Genomic DNA, 16,668 nt, shown 5'->3' with positions numbered 1-16,668 from the left:
TTAGAAACTAAAAAAATTATGTCCGAAAAGTGTAAAGATTGATCTTCCGATGTTTTGGTTTTTTTCTTCAACAGATTCGTAACATGAAAAGCCAAGGATAATTTTGATTCCGGGTTGAATGCTGTTTAAAATATCTCTTTTTTGTTCTTCTAAAAGGAGTTTTAGACTATCAAGTAACTGAATGTTATTTTTAAGATAAGAGACTACAAGGAGTGCAGAGAAGTTAAGTATTTCGCGGGCTGTTTCACTTTTGATGCCGACTTCGTTTGAAATCATTTCAGAAATTCTGCCTTTTTTATTTGTAAAGATTTCTTTTAATATTGGATTTCCTTCTGTGCGATAACAATCGTCGACTGATAAAATTCTGCCAGAAGTAAAATCAACTTCCTGATAAAAACTTGAATTGTCTTCAATTTGAGAAATAATCTCTTTGTAAAAACCAGATTCTTCGGCCTTGTTATAGAGTCCCATTAAAACCGTACCTATCGAAACATCAATTCCCTTTATCAGGAGTGCATCATTTTCAAAATAAAACTTGTTTAGCTTTGAAACAACATTAGAAGAAATAAAACGTCTAAGTTCAATTTGTAGGTTTGGGGTCATACTCATAACTTTTAAATAATTATTTATACTTATTCAAAATAATCGATAAAGTGGGGCTTTTTATCGTTTATCAGGATAAAAATATAAAATATTTTAACATATCCAAAAAATAAGTTAAGATTTTACTTTGTAGATTATGAGCACTTTAACATAAAAAACGTCAAATACCAGTAAATATAGCCTCTGCGCAGTCAAAACAGAGAAAATCTTATTTCTAAAAAAATTCAAATTTTTCTTAAAAAAATTAAAAAATAAGAAAAAAGCTAATTATTTGTTACATAATTAAAATAATAAGTTTCGATATTCCCATGTTGTGTGGATGAAAATTCCGAAATATATTATACAAAACACAAAGTTTATAAAACTCGATGCCAGGAAACCAAGAAGAGATCCTGTAGCTGCTTTTAACGCACGTTTATGGTTTGTTGAATCATATATCATTTCACCAACTAAAGCTCCTACAAACGGACCAATAATTACCCCAAATGGAATTGGAGCCAGAATTCCAATTATTAACCCGATGTTTGTTCCCCAAACACCATAAGAGCTTCCGCCAAACTTTTTAGTTCCTTTTGCCGGAATGATATAATCTAAAACAGTAATTATGATGGTAAGCAAAAGTGTTATTCCTAAAAGCCAGTAATTGTTATCAACGGCTTTTGTTAAGTACAACAGCAGCAAACCAACCCAACAGCTGGAAAGTCCCGGCAAAACAGGCAGAAAACTGCCAAAAACACCTACTACCATGCATATAAAACCTAATATCAACAATAATGAATCCATATTTTTATGTAATTTTGCAATCTGCAATTTATTTGTGTGTCTTATAAAAATAGAAAGAAAAAACAAGAAAATCTCTTTTAAAACATTTTTGAGTTATTTTCTTTCGTTTTTATTACCCAAAGACCGAGTTTCCCCAAGAAAATAATTGTATTTTTATACCACAAAATTTTAGTTTATTCAATTCAAAGTCAAAATCTTGAAGCAGTTTTTCTTTTTTATAGTTTTCATATTTTTCAACTCTTGTCAATATTTTGAGAAGAAAGTTCCTTCTGAAAAAGAATTACTTCAAAAAGAGCTAAAATCAATTAACTGGAAAGAAGTTGACGAATATCCTACGGTTTCTGACTGCGAGACAATTACAGACAAAAAAGAACGTCAAAAATGTTTTTTTGATGTTATGTCGCAGCTTATTCAGGAAAAACTCGACGTTGACAGTTTGTCGATTCTATATCCGGATCTGGATACAATACAAGTAAAAGTGACTATTTTTCCGAATTCTAAAATGAAATTTGAACCTCAATTTCAAAAAGATTCTGTGGCTTATGACACTATTAGAATCGATAGTATTCTTCATGCACGTTTAGTCGATTTTCCTAAAGTAAATCCAGCCATAAAACGAGGTCTTCCTGTAAAAACTCAATTTATTTTACCTGTAATTATTAAAGAGAAGAATAAAAAATAATCCTTTTTGAACTGTAGAAAATTAACTCCTAAACCTGCGGTCTTTCCATTCATAAGAGCCAAACAAACTATATAAAGCTACAGCAGAGCTGAAAAAAGGATAAAACAAACTGCTTAATAAAAGACTTTTAATTCTGGTTTTGGTTAAAAATTTATTGGTGATGGAAAGCAGAACAAAATCTACAGCAAACTTTAAAAAAGCAGATAAAACCAAAAATGGATAACCCATAATTCCGGAAAGAAACAAGAAAAAAGCAATTACCAAACTTAAGTTTCCGAAGAATACAATTATTCCCAGAAATTTACCAAACGTACTTTTATAAGAACTTGTTTTTGCCGCCCAGCGTACTCTTTGATGAAATAATGTTTTCCAGTTTTCGGTAGGTTTTGTTAATACAATTGCTTCATGAGCTTTTAAATAATGCACCTCATATGGAAACATTTCGATTGCTTTCTGCAATAAAAAAACATCGTCACCGCTGGCAATTTTGTCATTTCCTTCAAAACCGTTTAAGCTTTGAAACAACGTTTTTTTGTAGGCAAAATTAGCCCCATTGCACATAAAGCCTTTGTTTAAACCAAAACTTCCAATTGTAGCACCTTGCAAACTTGTTAAATCTAATTGCTGAAAATGATCTAAAAAAGAATTTTCACATTCGTATGAAACCGCTCCTGCAACCATTGCAATTTTATTTTCCTGAATAAAATTATCAAACGTCAAAAGCCAGTTTTCCGGAACAATACAATCAGCATCGGTTGTAATAACCCAATCTGTTTTTACGTGCTGTATTGCTGTTGTAATGGCATCTTTTTTTGGAGAATTTGAAACACGGATATTATCAATAATTGACAATTGATAATTAACAATTGACAATTGAAACTTTTCAATTGAAGAATCATCAACCAAAATCACTTCAAATAAATCTGTTGGATAATTTAAGTTTGAAATGCTGTTTAAAAGATTGGGCAGGTTTTCTTTTTCATTTCGAAACGGAACTACAATTGTAAAACTAGTTTGTGGTTTTAAATCTGTTTTTTGATATTTTTTTACTTTGACAAAACCATAAATCAGCAAAAAAATGCTGACGATATAAGTGGTTAATATTGCAAACAACACAAAAATCATTCTGCTGTTTTGGTTTTAAAATTCAGTACAAAATAACTTCCTAAAACTACTGGTAAAACGACGTTCAAGAACCACATTAAAGTGCTTATGAAAATTACAATCCATTCGTTTACGCCTAAAATTCCGAAGAAATAAATGGCAACGCTTCCTTTTACTGCAAAATCTAAAAACTGAAATGTCGGCAATGAAGAAGCTAAAAAGTAAACCGACGTTATTGCTGCCATTAAAGTTAAATACGGTAAATCGACATCAAAACCTAAAAACAAAAAGTAATACTGATGCGAAAAAACCAAATAGCGGCAAATTCCTAAAAAGATATTTTTCTGGTGAACAGATTTTGGAATTTCGTTGATTTTATGAATCAGCTTTTCAATAGAATATCCCTTTATTTTTATCTTTTTAATTGAAAATAATACAATCAGAATGAATGCAAATCCTCCAAAAAGAATTAGAACTGTTTTGGTTGTAATTACATTAAATTGTGCATTGAAATACAGTAATCCAAAAATCCCGAAAATCACAGTTAGAATCATTTGGATTCCGTTGCAAATCAGGTTTAAAAAAACAACTCTTTTAGCTTCATTTTTTGGATAATACAACGCTTTTCCAGCATACTCTCCTACTCCGTTTGGTGTAAAAATTCCGGCTGTCAAAGCGGCCAAAACCTGTTTTGTGGCTTCATAAACCGATATTTTATGAATTACCTGTGCCAGATTCTGCCACTTCAAAATCTCGAAATAACGATTCAAAATACTCAAAAGCAAAATAAACGAAATTCCTAAAACCGATTGATTTTTTCGGAATAAAACAATGAATTTACTCCAGTCTAATTTGTCGTTGTTTGCCAGCTGGTTGTAAATAAAATAAAATGCGCCGCCAACAATTAAAAGTTTGGCCAGAAGAACTAGGAATTGCTTAGCTTTGTGAGGAATTGAAATCATGCCGCAAAAGTAATCAATTTGAGAATGTGGCAATTTGAAAATGAGAAAATGAATAGGTATCATTTTTCAAAAACTTGAAACGTGAAACCTCAAACTTGAAACAAAAACTTTGACAAAAGAACGCATCATATTAGGCATTGACCCCGGAACTACAATTATGGGTTTTGGATTGATTAAAGTAATCAATAAAAAAATGGAATTTCTGCAATTAAACGAATTGCAGCTTTCTAAATACGACAATCATTACCAAAAATTAAGAATCATTTTTGAAAGAACCATTGAATTAATCGAAACGCATTGCCCAGACGAAATTGCAATTGAAGCTCCTTTCTTTGGTAAAAACGTACAATCGATGCTGAAATTAGGTCGTGCGCAAGGTGTCGCCATGGCAGCGGGTCTTTCAAGAGGAATTCCGATTACAGAATACGAACCTAAAAAAATAAAAATGGCAATTACCGGAAACGGAAATGCAAGCAAAGAACAGGTCGCTAAAATGTTACAACAGCTTTTAGGTTTAAAAGAATTACCAAAAAATCTCGATTCAACAGACGGTTTGGCAGCAGCGGTTTGTCATTTCTTTAATTCTGGAAAAGTTATTGCCGGAAAAAGTTATTCGGGCTGGGATGCTTTTGTGAAACAAAACGAGGATCGAGTTAAGAAATGAGTCAATATGCCAATTTGATAATTAGATAATTCTGTAGACAACCATAAATTATCTAATTGACACATTCTCTAATTATCTAATTAAAAATGCCAGGAATTTACATTCATATACCTTTTTGCAAACAGGCTTGCCATTATTGCGACTTTCATTTTTCTACTTCTATGAAAAAGAAAGACGATATGGTGTTGGCATTAGCCAAAGAAATTGGCATGCGTAAAAATGAACTTCTCGACTCCGCTCGAAGTGACAATGAGATTGTGGAAACCATTTATTTTGGCGGCGGAACTCCTTCAGTTTTATCAAATGATGAAATCAACTTTTTAATTTCTGAAGTTTATAAAAATTATAAAGTTGTCGAAAATCCGGAAATTACACTCGAAACCAATCCAGATGATTTGTCTGCTGAAAGAATTCTGGAATTATCTAAAAGTCCTATAAATCGTTTAAGCATCGGGATTCAGTCTTTTTATGAAGAGGATTTGAAAATGATGAATCGCGCTCATAATTCGGCGGAAGCCAAAAAATGTCTTGAAGAAGCAACCAAATACTTTGATAATATTTCCCTTGATTTAATTTACGGAATTCCGGGAATGAGCGACGAAATGTGGAAAAAAAATATACAAACTGCTTTAGATTTTGGTATTCCGCATATTTCGAGTTATGCCTTGACGGTTGAGCCTAAAACGGCTTTAAGCAAATTAATTCAAACCGGAAAAGTTGCAGAACCTCAAGACGAAGCCGCTTCAAACCATTTTATGATTTTGGTTGAAATGCTTCAAAAAAATGGTTTTATTCATTACGAATTATCGAATTTTGGAAAAGAGAATTATTTCTCCAAAAACAATTCGGCGTATTGGTTAGGTAAAAAATATATCGGAATCGGACCTTCGGCACATAGTTACGACGGTGAAAAAAGAGGCTGGAATATTGCAAATAATTCATTGTATTTAAAAGCGATTCAAAACGATGAACTTCCAATTGAAACGGAAACATTAACCATTTCAGATCGTTATAATGAATATATTATGACGGGGCTGCGAACGATTTGGGGCGTTTCTTTAGAAAGAATTGAAAAGGAATTTGGTTCAGAATATTTGAATTATCTATTAGAACAATCTCAAAAGTTCTTAAACGACGATTTGCTATCGATCGAAAACAATATTCTTAAACCAACTCTTAAAGGAAAATTTTTAACGGATGGAATTGCTTCAGATTTATTTTATTTAGAACCTGAAATTTAACCGCAAGGAGCGCTAAGATTTACGCAAAGAACGCTATTGTTTTTTTTGTAAGAATAAATTTATATAAAACAGAATTAAACCGTAGATTTGAGTTTTAATTTTATAATTAATTGCTCATGTCAGAAAATGATTTATCACGCATTGTGTTTCATTCGGCTTTGAAGGTTCATCAAACTTTAGGACCTGGACTTTTAGAAAGTGCTTACGAAGAATGCTTATTTTATGAGTTAAGAAAACTAGGCTTATTGGTTGAAAAGCAAAAGGCTTTGCCTTTGATTTATGAAGAGGTGAAATTAGATGTTGGTTATCGATTAGATATTTTAGTAGAAAATAAACTAATTTTGGAAATAAAAGCAGTCGATTGTTTAAATGAAGTACATTTCGCTCAAATATTGACTTATTTAAAATTAACAAATTGCAAATTAGGCTTATTAATAAATTTTAATGTTGCATTACTAAAACACGGAGTTAAAAGAATAGCAAACAATCTTTAATAAAATCCTAGCGACCTTTGCGTAAACCTTAGCGCTCCTTGCGGTTAAATTATGATAGCAAAAATAAACAACTTCGAAATTGACTTATCAAAACCCATTGATATCTCTATTCCATTAACCAATACAGATGAAAACCCAATTGCCTGGTATATTGAAAAACCGGTTATTGAACCTGTAGTTTTTGGCGACTGGATTGGGAAAGTTTCAGAAGGAAAATCATCAACGAATTTCAATAATATATTTTTCAATCCGCATGGGCATGGAACGCACACGGAATGTTTAGGTCATATTACGAATGATTTTTTTAGTATTAATCAATGGCTGAAACAGTTCTTCTTTTATGCTAAATTGATTACGGTTGAACCTGAAAAGATTGGAGAAGATTATGTTATTACAAAAGAAAGCATTTCGACTTCGCTCAATGTGACATCTTTGGAAGCAATTATTATAAGAACACTTCCAAATCAAAAGGAAAAAAAATCAAGAAAATATTCCAATACAAATCCGCCGTATTTGTCTGAAGAAGCAGCAATTTTCATCCGCGAAAGCGAAATTCAGCATTTACTGATTGATTTGCCAAGTGTTGACAAAGAACACGATGAAGGGAAATTATTGGCACATAAGGCGTTTTGGAATGTAAAAGACACGCACAATCTAAATTCAGATGCGAGATTTAATGCTACGATTACAGAAATGATTTACGTTCCGGACGAAATTGAAGATGGAAGTTATATACTAAATCTTCAAATCGCTTCGTTTGAAAATGACGCAAGCCCATCAAAGCCAATTTTATATAAGATTTAAAGGTTACCACAACCCGAGCGATAGCGAACAGGCGAAGCAATTACACTAATTTTTCGCCACAGATTAAAGGATTAAAATGATTTAATCTGTGTTAATCTTTTTAATCTGTAGCAAAAAAATCTAAAATCTGAACTCTAAAATCTAAAATTAAAATGATTACTGTTTCAACTGACAAAACAAAACTCGACGTTCCTTTTATACAGAATTTTTTAAAAGACATTTATTGGGCAGCTGGACGAACTATTGATGAAGTACAACGTACAATTGATGCTTCGGTTTGTTTTGGAATTTATTTAGATGATAAGCAAATTGGCTTTGCACGCGTCATAACGGATTACGTCGTTTTTGCTTATTTAATGGATGTTTTTATTGATGAAGAACATCGCGGAAAAGGTTATTCATCAATTTTAATTGAAACAATGATGAATGATTCACAGCTTCAGGAAGTAAAAATATGGCGATTGGCCACAACTGATGCGCACTTTTTATATGAAAAATTCGGATTTACAAAACTGAATCATCCTGAAAAAATGATGGAAAAAATAGTAAAATGAAAACAGTATTAAAACTCGAAGAAACTGCCTTATTTGTTCTTGGAATATTTCTTTTCAACCGTTTAAGTTATGAATGGTGGTGGTTTCTGGCTTTAATCTTGGCTCCTGATTTGTCTATGATTGGATATGCATTTGGCAATAAAGCAGGAGCATTTTTGTATAACATCTTTCACCATAAAGGAATTGCACTTTTAATTTATGCTGCTGGATGTTATTTAAGCATTGAAAGCGCTCAATTAGCCGGAATTATTTTATTTTCACATTCGGCTATGGATCGTATTTTTGGATACGGTCTTAAATATGAAAAAGGTTTTAAATACACGCATTTGGGTGAAATTGGTAAATAAAAAGTTATGAATTTAGAAACGTTTTACGAATATTGTCTGTCTAAAAAAGGGGTGAGCGAACATTTTCCTTTTGATGAAGATACTTTGGTTTTTAAAGTTGGAGGAAAAATGTTTGCCTTATCTTCTTTATCACAATGGGAGAAGAATGAACAGTCAGTCAATTTAAAATGTGATCCAGACCGTGCACAAGAGCTCAGAGCCGAATATGACGAAATACAGCCAGGATTTCATATGAGTAAAGTACATTGGAATACGGTGGCATTAAACGGAAATTTACCCGTAAAATTTGTCAAAGAATTGATAGACCATTCGTATGAATTGGTTTTCAAAAGTTTGACAAAGAAAATTCAGAATGAAATTATCGAATTAGAAAATTAGGCATTACATTTGCATCGTTAGAAAAAAAAATTCAGTCCCGAAGTCTCGGGATAGTTACTGTGTAACTTAGCAACTTATAACACCATGAAAGAACAATTTAAAAAATTTCTGAACGAAGAACAAGATCCAAAAGCGATTGAAAAAATCACTTCGAAACTTACAGATTTATTAATGAAAGGCGAAGAAGTTGGATACATCGCAGTACAAAAAAAGCCTGCGATTACTGTTTTTCCGGATAGTATTGTATTAACAAACAAACGTATCATTATCTGTAAACCTAAAAATTTAGGGCTTTCTATGGATTTTACAGATTATACTTGGGATGATATTGCGAGTACTTTTGTAAAAGAAAACATTTTAGGTTCTGAATTTTCATTTGGCACTAAAACAGATTTAGCCGTTTCTATTGACTATATTCCAAAAATTCAGGCTAGAAAAATTTATACTTACGCTAAAGAACAATTGGATTTATTAAAAAATCCAGTTCAGACTGCCACTCCAATTCAAGAAACTGCTGAACCTGTTTTTGAAGAAGAAGCAGAAGAAGAGATCGAAGAAGTTGAAACAGAAGAAGTAACAAGTTTTGCTGAAATTTTACCAGCAGCTCCTGTTGTTACAGAAACTTATGAACCGCTTCCGACTCAGCCAGCCGGAGAACGAAAATTAAGCGATTTATCTAAAGAAGAACTTTTTGATAAATTACAGAATTACAAAAAACTTCTTGACAATGGTTTAATCATGCAGGGAGAATATGACGCTTACAAAAAAGAGATTTTAAGTTACATGTAAAATAGTCTTAAAGTCAAAAGTCGAAAGTCTTAAAGTTTTCTTTTGTTTATAAATAAAAGCCAGAAATAGAAATTCTATTTCTGGCTTTCTTTTTTAAGTCTGCATTTCGACTTTATAACTTTAGACTTTCCAACTTTCGACTTATAAAGTCGCCTTCTGCTTTTCTACAAATTTATGCGACTGCAGTTCCAGTAATTCTTTTGCATTTTTTCGCTGTAAATCAAATAAACCTTTATCTTCTGCAATATCAGCATAAACTTTATCATGCATTTCTGCACTGGTTTTTACTAATAATTCACGTTGGTATTTGTTTTGTTCCAAAGTGGCTTTCATTGCCGTTTCGGCTTCTTCTTGTTTAAAATCAAATTCACCTTTTGGAGCTAACAATTTGGCAATAATTGGTGATGTTTCAATTGCCAGAAACAAAAGCATAATGAAAAATGACGGAAGCCAAGGCAGTTTATTCAAAGCATTGATACGTGCCATTAACCCATCAAAACTTTCGATGATAGGCTGTGTCTGCGAAACTTTTTTGTCTAAATCGGCTTGAAGCTGAACTCCTGCTTTTTCTTTTTCGGCAATTTTAGCTTCGTTGGTCTTTTTAAGAACTTCAAGTTCTTTTAAAGCTGCATCGTGTTTTTCGCGTTTTTCTTTATAAACCGGACCTTTTCCAAGTTTTTTTGTTCCTGTTGTTCCTTCGGCCTCAGTAATATAAACTGAATACAAATCGTTTACTTCTTTCTCTTTTTTTAGAATATCGGCTTTTAGAGCTGCAATCTCGGCTTTATTTTTATCTAAATCTGATTTGAAATAATTACCAACCTGCTTTTTATTGGCCAATTCCATCTCGTTTTTTTCTTTTAATAAAACGGTATTGATTTCTTTTTCGAAAATTTTAATTTCCAAAGGCTTAGAAATTACAATCGCAATAATTACTGCCAATATAATACGAGGGGTCGCCTGCAGGAATTCATCCATAAAACGATCTCTTTTCTTAATAGTAGAAACGATAAATCGATCCAGATTAAAGATTAATAAACTCCATACAAATCCAAAAATCAAAGCGGGATAAATAGAATCGAAAACAGTAAAAAGCGCATAAGCACTGGCTAAGAAAGCCATTACTGCTGTAAAAAATACTGTGGCACCAATACCAACATATTTGGTTTGTTCGCCTTCTGAACAGTTTTCCAGGATGTCGCGGTCGGCTCCTGAACAAAGGATAAAAAATTGTTTTAACATGATTGATGATTTTTGATTGTGATTGATACGGCAAATTTAACGCCAAATTTTTAATTCTAATCAAAATATCAATTTCTTTTTACTTGTAAATCAAAAACTTGAAGTTTTAATGTTACTTAAACATTAATAATAACAAGCATTATCCGGGTAATCATAACACTATGTTAATTTTTTTCCAAGGGTTTAGTAATACTGGGGCTTTAGCTTCGCACCGATCAAATAAAAAACAAAACACAACGATGAAAAAATTCTATTTATTAACAACATTTTTATTATTGACCTTAACAGGTTTTGCCCAGAAAGCGATAATATCCGGAAAGATATTAGATGCTGATGACAAACTGCCTCTGCCTGGAGCCATGGTTCAAATTATAGGTGAAAAAAAATACACCGTTTCTGACTACAACGGTCGTTTTGAATTATTAAATATTACTGAAGGAACTTATAAAGTTGAAGTAAAATATATTGGATATACTACTTTAACTCAAGAAATAAAAGTAGAACAAGGAAAAAACAATGTAATTGATTTTGCTCTTAAAGCTTCTGAAAACGAACTGAAAGAGGTTGTTGTTGGAGATATCTTAAAAGGTCAGGCTAAAGCACTGAACCAGCAGAAAAACAATAAAAATATTGGAAACGTAATTTCTTCTGACCAAATGGGTCGTTTTCCTGATGCGAACGTTGGAGATGCATTAAAACGTGTTCCTGGTATTACAATGCAAAATGACCAAGGTGAAGCTCGTAACATTATCATTAGAGGTTTGGCTCCGTCTTTAAACTCTGTTACTTTAAATGGTGACCGTATTCCTTCTGCTGAAGGTGATAACAGAAACGTACAAATGGACTTAATTCCGTCTGATATGATTTCTACAATTGAAGTAAACAAAACGCTTACATCAGACATGGATGCTGATGCAATTGGAGGTTCTGTTAACTTAATTACAAGAGCAACTCCAAACGGAGAAAGAATCTCTGCTACGCTTGCAGGAGGATATTTACCAATTCGTGAGCATGCTTCTTATACAGCAGGATTTGTTTATGGTAACCGTTTTGCAAATGATAAATTAGGAGTTGTTTTCAGCGGATCTTATAACAATGTAGATTACGGTTCTGATAACATCGAAAATGAATGGGTAAAAGATGATTTTGGAAATGAATATCTTCAAGCTTCAGAAATTAGAAAATATGATGTACAGCGTATTCGCCGCAGTGCTTCTTTGGCTTTAGATTATAAATTCAACGAAAACAATACAATTTTTGCGAATGCAATCTACAACTGGAGAGACGATAGAGAAAACCGTTTCAGAACCACAATCGACGATATTGAGCCTCTTTATAATGGTGAAGAAATTATTGGTTTTGAAGGTCGTGTAAAACGTCAGACAAAAGGTGGTGTTGACAACAGCCGAAACAAAAACAGAAGATTAGAAGACCAAAGAGTTCAGAATTATTCGCTTCGTGGAGAGCATTTAATCAACTCTACTTTAGATTTAGACTGGTCTGCCAACTATGCAAAAGCAAGAGAATACCGTCCAGGCGAGCGTTATATCGAATACCGCCAAAAAGGTCTTGATGTATTCGAAAACTTAACAGACACAAGATTTCCTTTGGTTACAACGGCTGGAGAAGCTCTTGATCAATTTAAATTTGATTCTGTTACTGAAAATACAGACGAAACCAGCGAAAGCGAATTTGGCGCAAAAGTAAACATCCGTTTTCCTTTCTCTGTAATTGCAGGGGAAAAAGGAAGATTAAGAACAGGTCTTAGACTTCGTTTAAAGGAAAAAGAAAGAAACAATATGTTTTATGCTTACGAGCCAATTAATGATGGCATGGAATTATTATCTGAAGTTCCTAACAGCTATTATGATGGGAAAAACTTTAATCCGGGAAGTAAATATGTTCCGGGTGCGTTTGCTTCGGCTTCTTTCTTAGGAAGTTTAGATTTAAATAACCCTGCTTTATTTGATAAAGAAACAGACCCAGCAGAATATTTAGCGGTAAATTACAATGCTAAAGAAAGAATTTCTGCTGCTTACGTAAGATGGGATCAGGATTTTAATGATAAACTTTCTATGGTAATGGGTGTTCGTGTTGAAAATACTCATATTGATTATACAGGAAACAGAGTTTTAGATGAAGAAGAATTAGAAAGCAAAATCAACAACACAAACTCATACACGAATGTATTGCCAAGTATTTCATTCCAATACAACGCAACAAAAGATTTAGTATTAAGAGCAGCGGCTACAACGGCACTTGCAAGACCAAACTATTATGCATTGGCTCCTTATGTAAACAACATTGCAGCCGATAAAGAAATTACAGCTGGAAATCCAGGTCTTAAAGCTACATACGCATACAACTATGATTTCATGGTAGAGAATTATTTCAAATCTGTTGGTTTAATTTCCGGAGGTGTTTTCTACAAAAAATTAAATGATTTCATTTACAACTACAGCGACAATCAATACACAGATGCTAAATTTGCTGCAGATTTCCCAAATCAATCAAACCCAATTCCAACTGGAGAAAACTGGTCATTTTTACAATCAAGAAACGGAGACAATGTTAATGTTTACGGATTTGAGGTTGCTTTACAACGTCAGTTAGATTTCCTTCCTGGAAAATTCTTAAAAGGTTTTGGTATTTACTTAAACTATACGTACACAAAATCTAAAGCAAAAGGAATTGCTGATGAGGATGGAAACGAAAGAAAAAATATCAGCCTTCCAGGTACTGCACCGCACATGTTTAATGGTTCTTTATCTTGGGAAAACAAACGTTTCTCTGCAAGAATCTCAACAAACTTTACATCTGATTATTTAGATGAATTAGGTTCTGAGTCTTACAAAGACAGTTACTATGACAAGCAGTTTTTCTTAGATGCAAATGCTTCTTACAAAATTACTCCAAAACTTCGCTTTTTTGCAGAAGCTAATAACTTAACAAATCAGCCGTTACGTTACTACCAAGGAGTTGCTGCTCATACAAAACAAGCTGAGTATTACCAGCCTCGTTACAATTTCGGATTGAAATTAGACTTGTAATCTGCACTTTTTTAAAATTCTTAAATTAGACAGAGTTTAGCGCTCTGTCTAATTGCATTAAAACATATATCATAATGAAAAATAAATCTTTAATTGCTCTTTTACTTTTAGCTGTTTCATTCACGGCTTGTAAAGACGATAAATTAGCTCCAGTTCAGCCAAACGCCGTAAAACCAACAGCAGTTACAGAAGCCCTGCCTCACGATACTGATGATCCTTCTATCTGGATTCACCCGACAGATCCTTCAAAAAGCATCATTGTAGGAACAGATAAAGATACAGACGGCGCTTTGTATGCTTTTGATTTGAATGGAAAAATCCTTAAAAAATCAATTACTTTAAAACGCCCAAACAACGTTGATATCGCTTACGGATTGATTATTGACGGGAAAAAAGTAGACGTTGCCGTAACAACAGAACGTGAAGAAAACAGAATCAGAATTTTCAGTTTACCTGATTTAGAACCAATTGATAACGGCGGAATTCCTGTTTTTGAAGGCGATACAGAACGCGATCCTATGGGAATTGCTTTATATACTCGTCCAAGCGATGGAAAGATTTTCGCTATTGTGGGAAGAAAAACGGGACCTTCTGGAAGTTATTTATGGCAGTATGAACTTTCTGGAAACGGAAAATTCGCTGCTGCAAAAGTGGTTCGCAAATTTGGAACGTACAGCGGAAAGAAAGAAATTGAAGCTATTGCAGTAGACAACGAATTAGGTTTTGTTTACTATTGTGATGAACAGGCTGGAATTAGAAAATACAAAGCAGATCCCGCTTTAAACGATAATAAAGAACTGGCTTTCTTTGGTCAAAAAGATTTCAAAGCAGATCATGAAGGAATCGCGATTTACAAAAAAACAGATTCTACAGGATATATTTTAGTATCAAACCAGCAGGCAAATTCGTTTATGGTTTACCCAAGAGAAGGTGCAAACGGAAATCCAAACAATCATCCGTTATTGGCAGAAGTTCCAACTTCTACAATTGAATGCGACGGTGCTGATGTTACAAGTATAAACTTAGGCCCAAAATACAAAAACGGACTTTTTGTAGCGATGAGCAACGGAATGACTTTCCATTATTACGCTTGGGATTTAATCCAAAAACGTATCGACGAAGCAAAAAAATAAACCTTTTGAGTGTTTTCAGTCGCAGTACCCGTGTTAGTGTTTATTTTTTTTTACTGCGATTGAAAACCAAACAAAAAAGCTGTTCATTTCTGAACAGCTTTTTTACTTTGAATTAGTAAGTCCTTTTATTCTGTAATCGGTGCGCCTGCTAAGATTTCAGCATTGGCAAACTCTTCAAATTTGGCAAAATTAGCTTTAAATTTCTGTGCTAATTCTAACGCTTTTTTATCATATAAATCTTTGTCTTCCCAAGTGTTTCTTGGATTTAAAATTTCGCTTGGAACATTAGGACAAGATTGTGGTTTTGCAATTCCAAATACTTTATGGTTTACATACTCTACATTATCCAGTTCACCGTTTAATGCAGCCGTAATCATGGCACGAGTATATTTTAACTTCATACGGCTTCCTGTTCCGTATGCACCGCCAGTCCATCCTGTATTGATTAACCAAACTTTTACATCAGCATCTTTCATTTTTTTGCTTAACATTTCAGCATATTTAGTTGGATGCAAAGGCATAAATGGCGCTCCAAAACAAGCAGAGAAATTAGGCTGTGGTTCTGTAACTCCTGCTTCAGTTCCGGCAACTTTTGCTGTATATCCAGAAATAAAATGGTAAGCAGCCTGACCCGGAGTTAATTTTGAAATTGGAGGCAGAATTCCGAAAGAATCTGCTGTAAGGAAAAATATATTTTTTGGGTTATGACCAATAGAACCCGGCTGAATATTGTCGATATGTGTTATTGGGTAACTTACACGAGTATTTTGAGTAATCGAAACATCATCAAAATCAACTTCATTAGTTCCTGCTTTAAAAACCACATTTTCTAAAAGCGCTCCTTTTTTAATCGCTCTAAAAATGTCTGGTTCATTTTCTTCTGTTAAGTTGATTACTTTAGCGTAACATCCGCCTTCAAAGTTAAAAACTGTATTTTCAGCAGTCCATCCGTGTTCATCGTCTCCAATTAATTTACGTTCCGGATCTGCAGATAAAGTTGTTTTTCCTGTTCCAGATAAACCAAAGAAAATTGCTGTATCGCCATCTTTACCAACATTAGCGCTGCAGTGCATTGGTAATGTGTTTTCGAAAACCGGCAAAATGAAGTTTAAAGCAGAGAAAATTCCTTTTTTCATTTCTCCTGTATAACCTGTTCCTCCAATTAAAGCAATTTTCTTAGTAAAATCAAGAATCGCAAAATTTGACTGACGTGTTCCGTCTACAGCAGGATCTGCCATAAAACTTGGAGCGCATACTACTGTCCATTCTGGAGTAAAGTTTGCCAGCTCAGAATCTTCCGGGCGCAAGAACATGTTATAGCAAAACAAGTTCGACCACGCTGTTTCTGTAACAACGCGAACATTTAATCTGTAATTTGGATCTGAACAAACATACGAATCACGAACAAAAACCTCTTTGTCTGATAAAAACTTTGTTACCTTATTATATAATTTTTCAAAAGCTTCTGGTGCAAACGGGATATTTACATTTCCCCACCATACTTTATCTTCTGTAATGCTGTCTTTTACAATAAAACGATCTTGTGGAGAACGTCCTGTAAATTCACCTGTATTAATTGCCAAAGCACCTGTAGAGGCCTCAACACCCTGTCCTGACTGCACAGTTATTGCATGAAGCTCATCTGCTGATAACTGGTAACGAACCGTTGCATTTTCTATTCCTAATTCTTTTAACGAAATCGATTGCGCGAAAAGTGTGTTATTGTCCATAAATTTAATGTTGTGTGTGTTATTTTTTGGGTGCAACAAAATATAATTTTACTTAATCTTAAACGTAAAGTCCAAGTTTGCAAATTGTTATATTTTTTTATCAAGATG

General features: G+C 33.4%; 17 protein-coding genes. 11 read left to right on the top strand and 6 right to left on the bottom strand.

Features of this window, described 5'->3' with window-relative positions; genetic code table 11:
• Together PQ462_RS01905 and PQ462_RS01900 are read right to left on the bottom strand one after the other, a co-directional pair.
• Window positions 1–603, bottom strand: a complete 603-nt coding sequence (locus tag PQ462_RS01905) for a DUF937 domain-containing protein (protein ID WP_149205657.1) — start codon at window positions 601–603, stop codon at window positions 1–3.
• Window positions 604–885: 282 nt separating this feature from the next.
• Window positions 886–1,386: a DUF456 domain-containing protein gene (locus PQ462_RS01900; RefSeq protein ID WP_044048251.1), complete on the bottom strand. Its 501-nt coding sequence runs from the start codon at window positions 1,384–1,386 to the stop codon at window positions 886–888.
• Between the two features lie 196 nt (window positions 1,387–1,582).
• Between PQ462_RS01900 and PQ462_RS01895 the strand changes: the two genes are divergently transcribed.
• Window positions 1,583–2,068: a hypothetical protein gene (locus tag PQ462_RS01895; RefSeq protein ID WP_121362518.1), complete on the top strand. Its 486-nt coding sequence runs from the start codon at window positions 1,583–1,585 to the stop codon at window positions 2,066–2,068.
• A gap of 21 nt (window positions 2,069–2,089) precedes the next feature.
• Here the strand turns inward: PQ462_RS01895 and PQ462_RS01890 are convergent, their stop codons facing one another.
• The gene (locus PQ462_RS01890) at window positions 2,090–3,193 is read right to left on the bottom strand and encodes a glycosyltransferase family 2 protein (RefSeq protein WP_274252167.1); all 1,104 of its coding nucleotides are present in this window, start codon (window positions 3,191–3,193) and stop codon (window positions 2,090–2,092) included.
• Window positions 3,190–4,134, bottom strand: coding sequence for a lysylphosphatidylglycerol synthase domain-containing protein (locus tag PQ462_RS01885; RefSeq protein WP_274253743.1), 945 nt, complete (start codon window positions 4,132–4,134; stop codon window positions 3,190–3,192). Before PQ462_RS01885 ends, PQ462_RS01890 begins: the two co-directional genes overlap by 4 nt.
• A 109-nt stretch (window positions 4,135–4,243) precedes the next feature.
• Here PQ462_RS01885 and ruvC point away from each other — a divergent pair, with 109 nt between their 5' ends.
• The 8 genes from ruvC (at window position 4,244) to PQ462_RS01845 (ending at window position 9,405) form a co-directional block, all read left to right on the top strand.
• On the top strand, window positions 4,244–4,798 hold the full coding sequence (gene ruvC / locus PQ462_RS01880) for a crossover junction endodeoxyribonuclease RuvC (protein ID WP_121362521.1): 555 nt from the start codon (window positions 4,244–4,246) through the stop codon (window positions 4,796–4,798).
• Between the two features lie 86 nt (window positions 4,799–4,884).
• Window positions 4,885–6,039 carry a radical SAM family heme chaperone HemW gene (hemW, locus tag PQ462_RS01875; RefSeq protein ID WP_274252166.1) on the top strand — a complete coding sequence of 385 codons (1,155 nt, stop codon included), beginning with the start codon at window positions 4,885–4,887 and terminating at the stop codon, window positions 6,037–6,039.
• 116 nt (window positions 6,040–6,155) lie between these two features.
• Complete coding sequence (locus PQ462_RS01870; protein ID WP_274252165.1) at window positions 6,156–6,533, top strand: GxxExxY protein; 378 nt, start codon at window positions 6,156–6,158, stop codon at window positions 6,531–6,533.
• A gap of 51 nt (window positions 6,534–6,584) precedes the next feature.
• A complete protein-coding gene (locus PQ462_RS01865; protein ID WP_274252164.1) occupies window positions 6,585–7,337 on the top strand; it encodes a cyclase family protein in 753 nt (250 codons plus the stop codon).
• A gap of 152 nt (window positions 7,338–7,489) precedes the next feature.
• The gene (locus PQ462_RS01860) at window positions 7,490–7,891 is read left to right on the top strand and encodes a GNAT family N-acetyltransferase (RefSeq protein ID WP_274252163.1); all 402 of its coding nucleotides are present in this window, start codon (window positions 7,490–7,492) and stop codon (window positions 7,889–7,891) included.
• The gene (locus PQ462_RS01855) at window positions 7,888–8,238 is read left to right on the top strand and encodes a DUF4260 domain-containing protein (RefSeq protein WP_274252162.1); all 351 of its coding nucleotides are present in this window, start codon (window positions 7,888–7,890) and stop codon (window positions 8,236–8,238) included. The genes PQ462_RS01860 and PQ462_RS01855 overlap by 4 nt, the downstream gene beginning before the upstream one ends.
• 6 nt (window positions 8,239–8,244) lie before the next feature.
• Window positions 8,245–8,616: an MmcQ/YjbR family DNA-binding protein gene (locus tag PQ462_RS01850; protein ID WP_012023451.1), complete on the top strand. Its 372-nt coding sequence runs from the start codon at window positions 8,245–8,247 to the stop codon at window positions 8,614–8,616.
• 84 nt (window positions 8,617–8,700) lie between these two features.
• Window positions 8,701–9,405, top strand: coding sequence for a PH domain-containing protein (locus PQ462_RS01845; protein ID WP_012023450.1), 705 nt, complete (start codon window positions 8,701–8,703; stop codon window positions 9,403–9,405).
• A 141-nt stretch (window positions 9,406–9,546) separates the two neighbouring features.
• On the opposite strand, the gene PQ462_RS01840 is transcribed toward PQ462_RS01845, so the two are convergent.
• Window positions 9,547–10,647, bottom strand: coding sequence for a DUF4407 domain-containing protein (locus PQ462_RS01840; protein ID WP_274252161.1), 1,101 nt, complete (start codon window positions 10,645–10,647; stop codon window positions 9,547–9,549).
• A gap of 239 nt (window positions 10,648–10,886) precedes the next feature.
• Here PQ462_RS01840 and PQ462_RS01835 point away from each other — a divergent pair, with 239 nt between their 5' ends.
• On the top strand, window positions 10,887–13,697 hold the full coding sequence (locus PQ462_RS01835) for a TonB-dependent receptor (RefSeq protein ID WP_274252160.1): 2,811 nt from the start codon (window positions 10,887–10,889) through the stop codon (window positions 13,695–13,697).
• A 74-nt stretch (window positions 13,698–13,771) separates the two neighbouring features.
• Complete coding sequence (locus tag PQ462_RS01830) at window positions 13,772–14,830, top strand: phytase (RefSeq protein WP_274252159.1); 1,059 nt, start codon at window positions 13,772–13,774, stop codon at window positions 14,828–14,830.
• 125 nt (window positions 14,831–14,955) lie between these two features.
• Here the strand turns inward: PQ462_RS01830 and pckA are convergent, their stop codons facing one another.
• Window positions 14,956–16,560, bottom strand: coding sequence for a phosphoenolpyruvate carboxykinase (ATP) (pckA, locus tag PQ462_RS01825; protein ID WP_121362528.1), 1,605 nt, complete (start codon window positions 16,558–16,560; stop codon window positions 14,956–14,958).
• Window positions 16,561–16,668 lie beyond the last annotated feature (108 nt).

Origin of the sequence: Flavobacterium sp. KACC 22758, from assembly GCF_028736135.1 — a bacterium.
Taxonomy (GTDB): Bacteria; Bacteroidota; Bacteroidia; order Flavobacteriales; family Flavobacteriaceae; genus Flavobacterium; species Flavobacterium johnsoniae.
Note: the sequence above shows the minus strand (reverse complement) of the source record. Positions and strands in the feature narration are given on the sequence as shown.

Excerpts from the sequence above, each read along its gene's own strand:
- PQ462_RS01905 (WP_149205657.1), bottom strand. The coding sequence starts at position 603 with ATGACCCCAAACCTACAAATTGAACTTAGACGTTTTATTTCTTCTAAT.
- PQ462_RS01900 (WP_044048251.1), bottom strand. The coding sequence starts at position 1,386 with ATGGATTCATTATTGTTGATATTAGGTTTTATATGCATGGTAGTAGGT.
- PQ462_RS01890 (WP_274252167.1), bottom strand. The coding sequence starts at position 3,193 with ATGATTTTTGTGTTGTTTGCAATATTAACCACTTATATCGTCAGCATT.
- PQ462_RS01885 (WP_274253743.1), bottom strand. The coding sequence starts at position 4,134 with ATGATTTCAATTCCTCACAAAGCTAAGCAATTCCTAGTTCTTCTGGCC.
- hemW (WP_274252166.1), top strand. The coding sequence starts at position 4,885 with ATGCCAGGAATTTACATTCATATACCTTTTTGCAAACAGGCTTGCCAT.
- PQ462_RS01870 (WP_274252165.1), top strand. The coding sequence starts at position 6,156 with ATGTCAGAAAATGATTTATCACGCATTGTGTTTCATTCGGCTTTGAAG.
- PQ462_RS01865 (WP_274252164.1), top strand. The coding sequence starts at position 6,585 with ATGATAGCAAAAATAAACAACTTCGAAATTGACTTATCAAAACCCATT.
- PQ462_RS01860 (WP_274252163.1), top strand. The coding sequence starts at position 7,490 with ATGATTACTGTTTCAACTGACAAAACAAAACTCGACGTTCCTTTTATA.
- PQ462_RS01855 (WP_274252162.1), top strand. The coding sequence starts at position 7,888 with ATGAAAACAGTATTAAAACTCGAAGAAACTGCCTTATTTGTTCTTGGA.
- PQ462_RS01850 (WP_012023451.1), top strand. The coding sequence starts at position 8,245 with ATGAATTTAGAAACGTTTTACGAATATTGTCTGTCTAAAAAAGGGGTG.
- PQ462_RS01845 (WP_012023450.1), top strand. The coding sequence starts at position 8,701 with ATGAAAGAACAATTTAAAAAATTTCTGAACGAAGAACAAGATCCAAAA.
- PQ462_RS01840 (WP_274252161.1), bottom strand. The coding sequence starts at position 10,647 with ATGTTAAAACAATTTTTTATCCTTTGTTCAGGAGCCGACCGCGACATC.
- PQ462_RS01835 (WP_274252160.1), top strand. The coding sequence starts at position 10,887 with ATGAAAAAATTCTATTTATTAACAACATTTTTATTATTGACCTTAACA.
- PQ462_RS01830 (WP_274252159.1), top strand. The coding sequence starts at position 13,772 with ATGAAAAATAAATCTTTAATTGCTCTTTTACTTTTAGCTGTTTCATTC.
- pckA (WP_121362528.1), bottom strand. The coding sequence starts at position 16,560 with ATGGACAATAACACACTTTTCGCGCAATCGATTTCGTTAAAAGAATTA.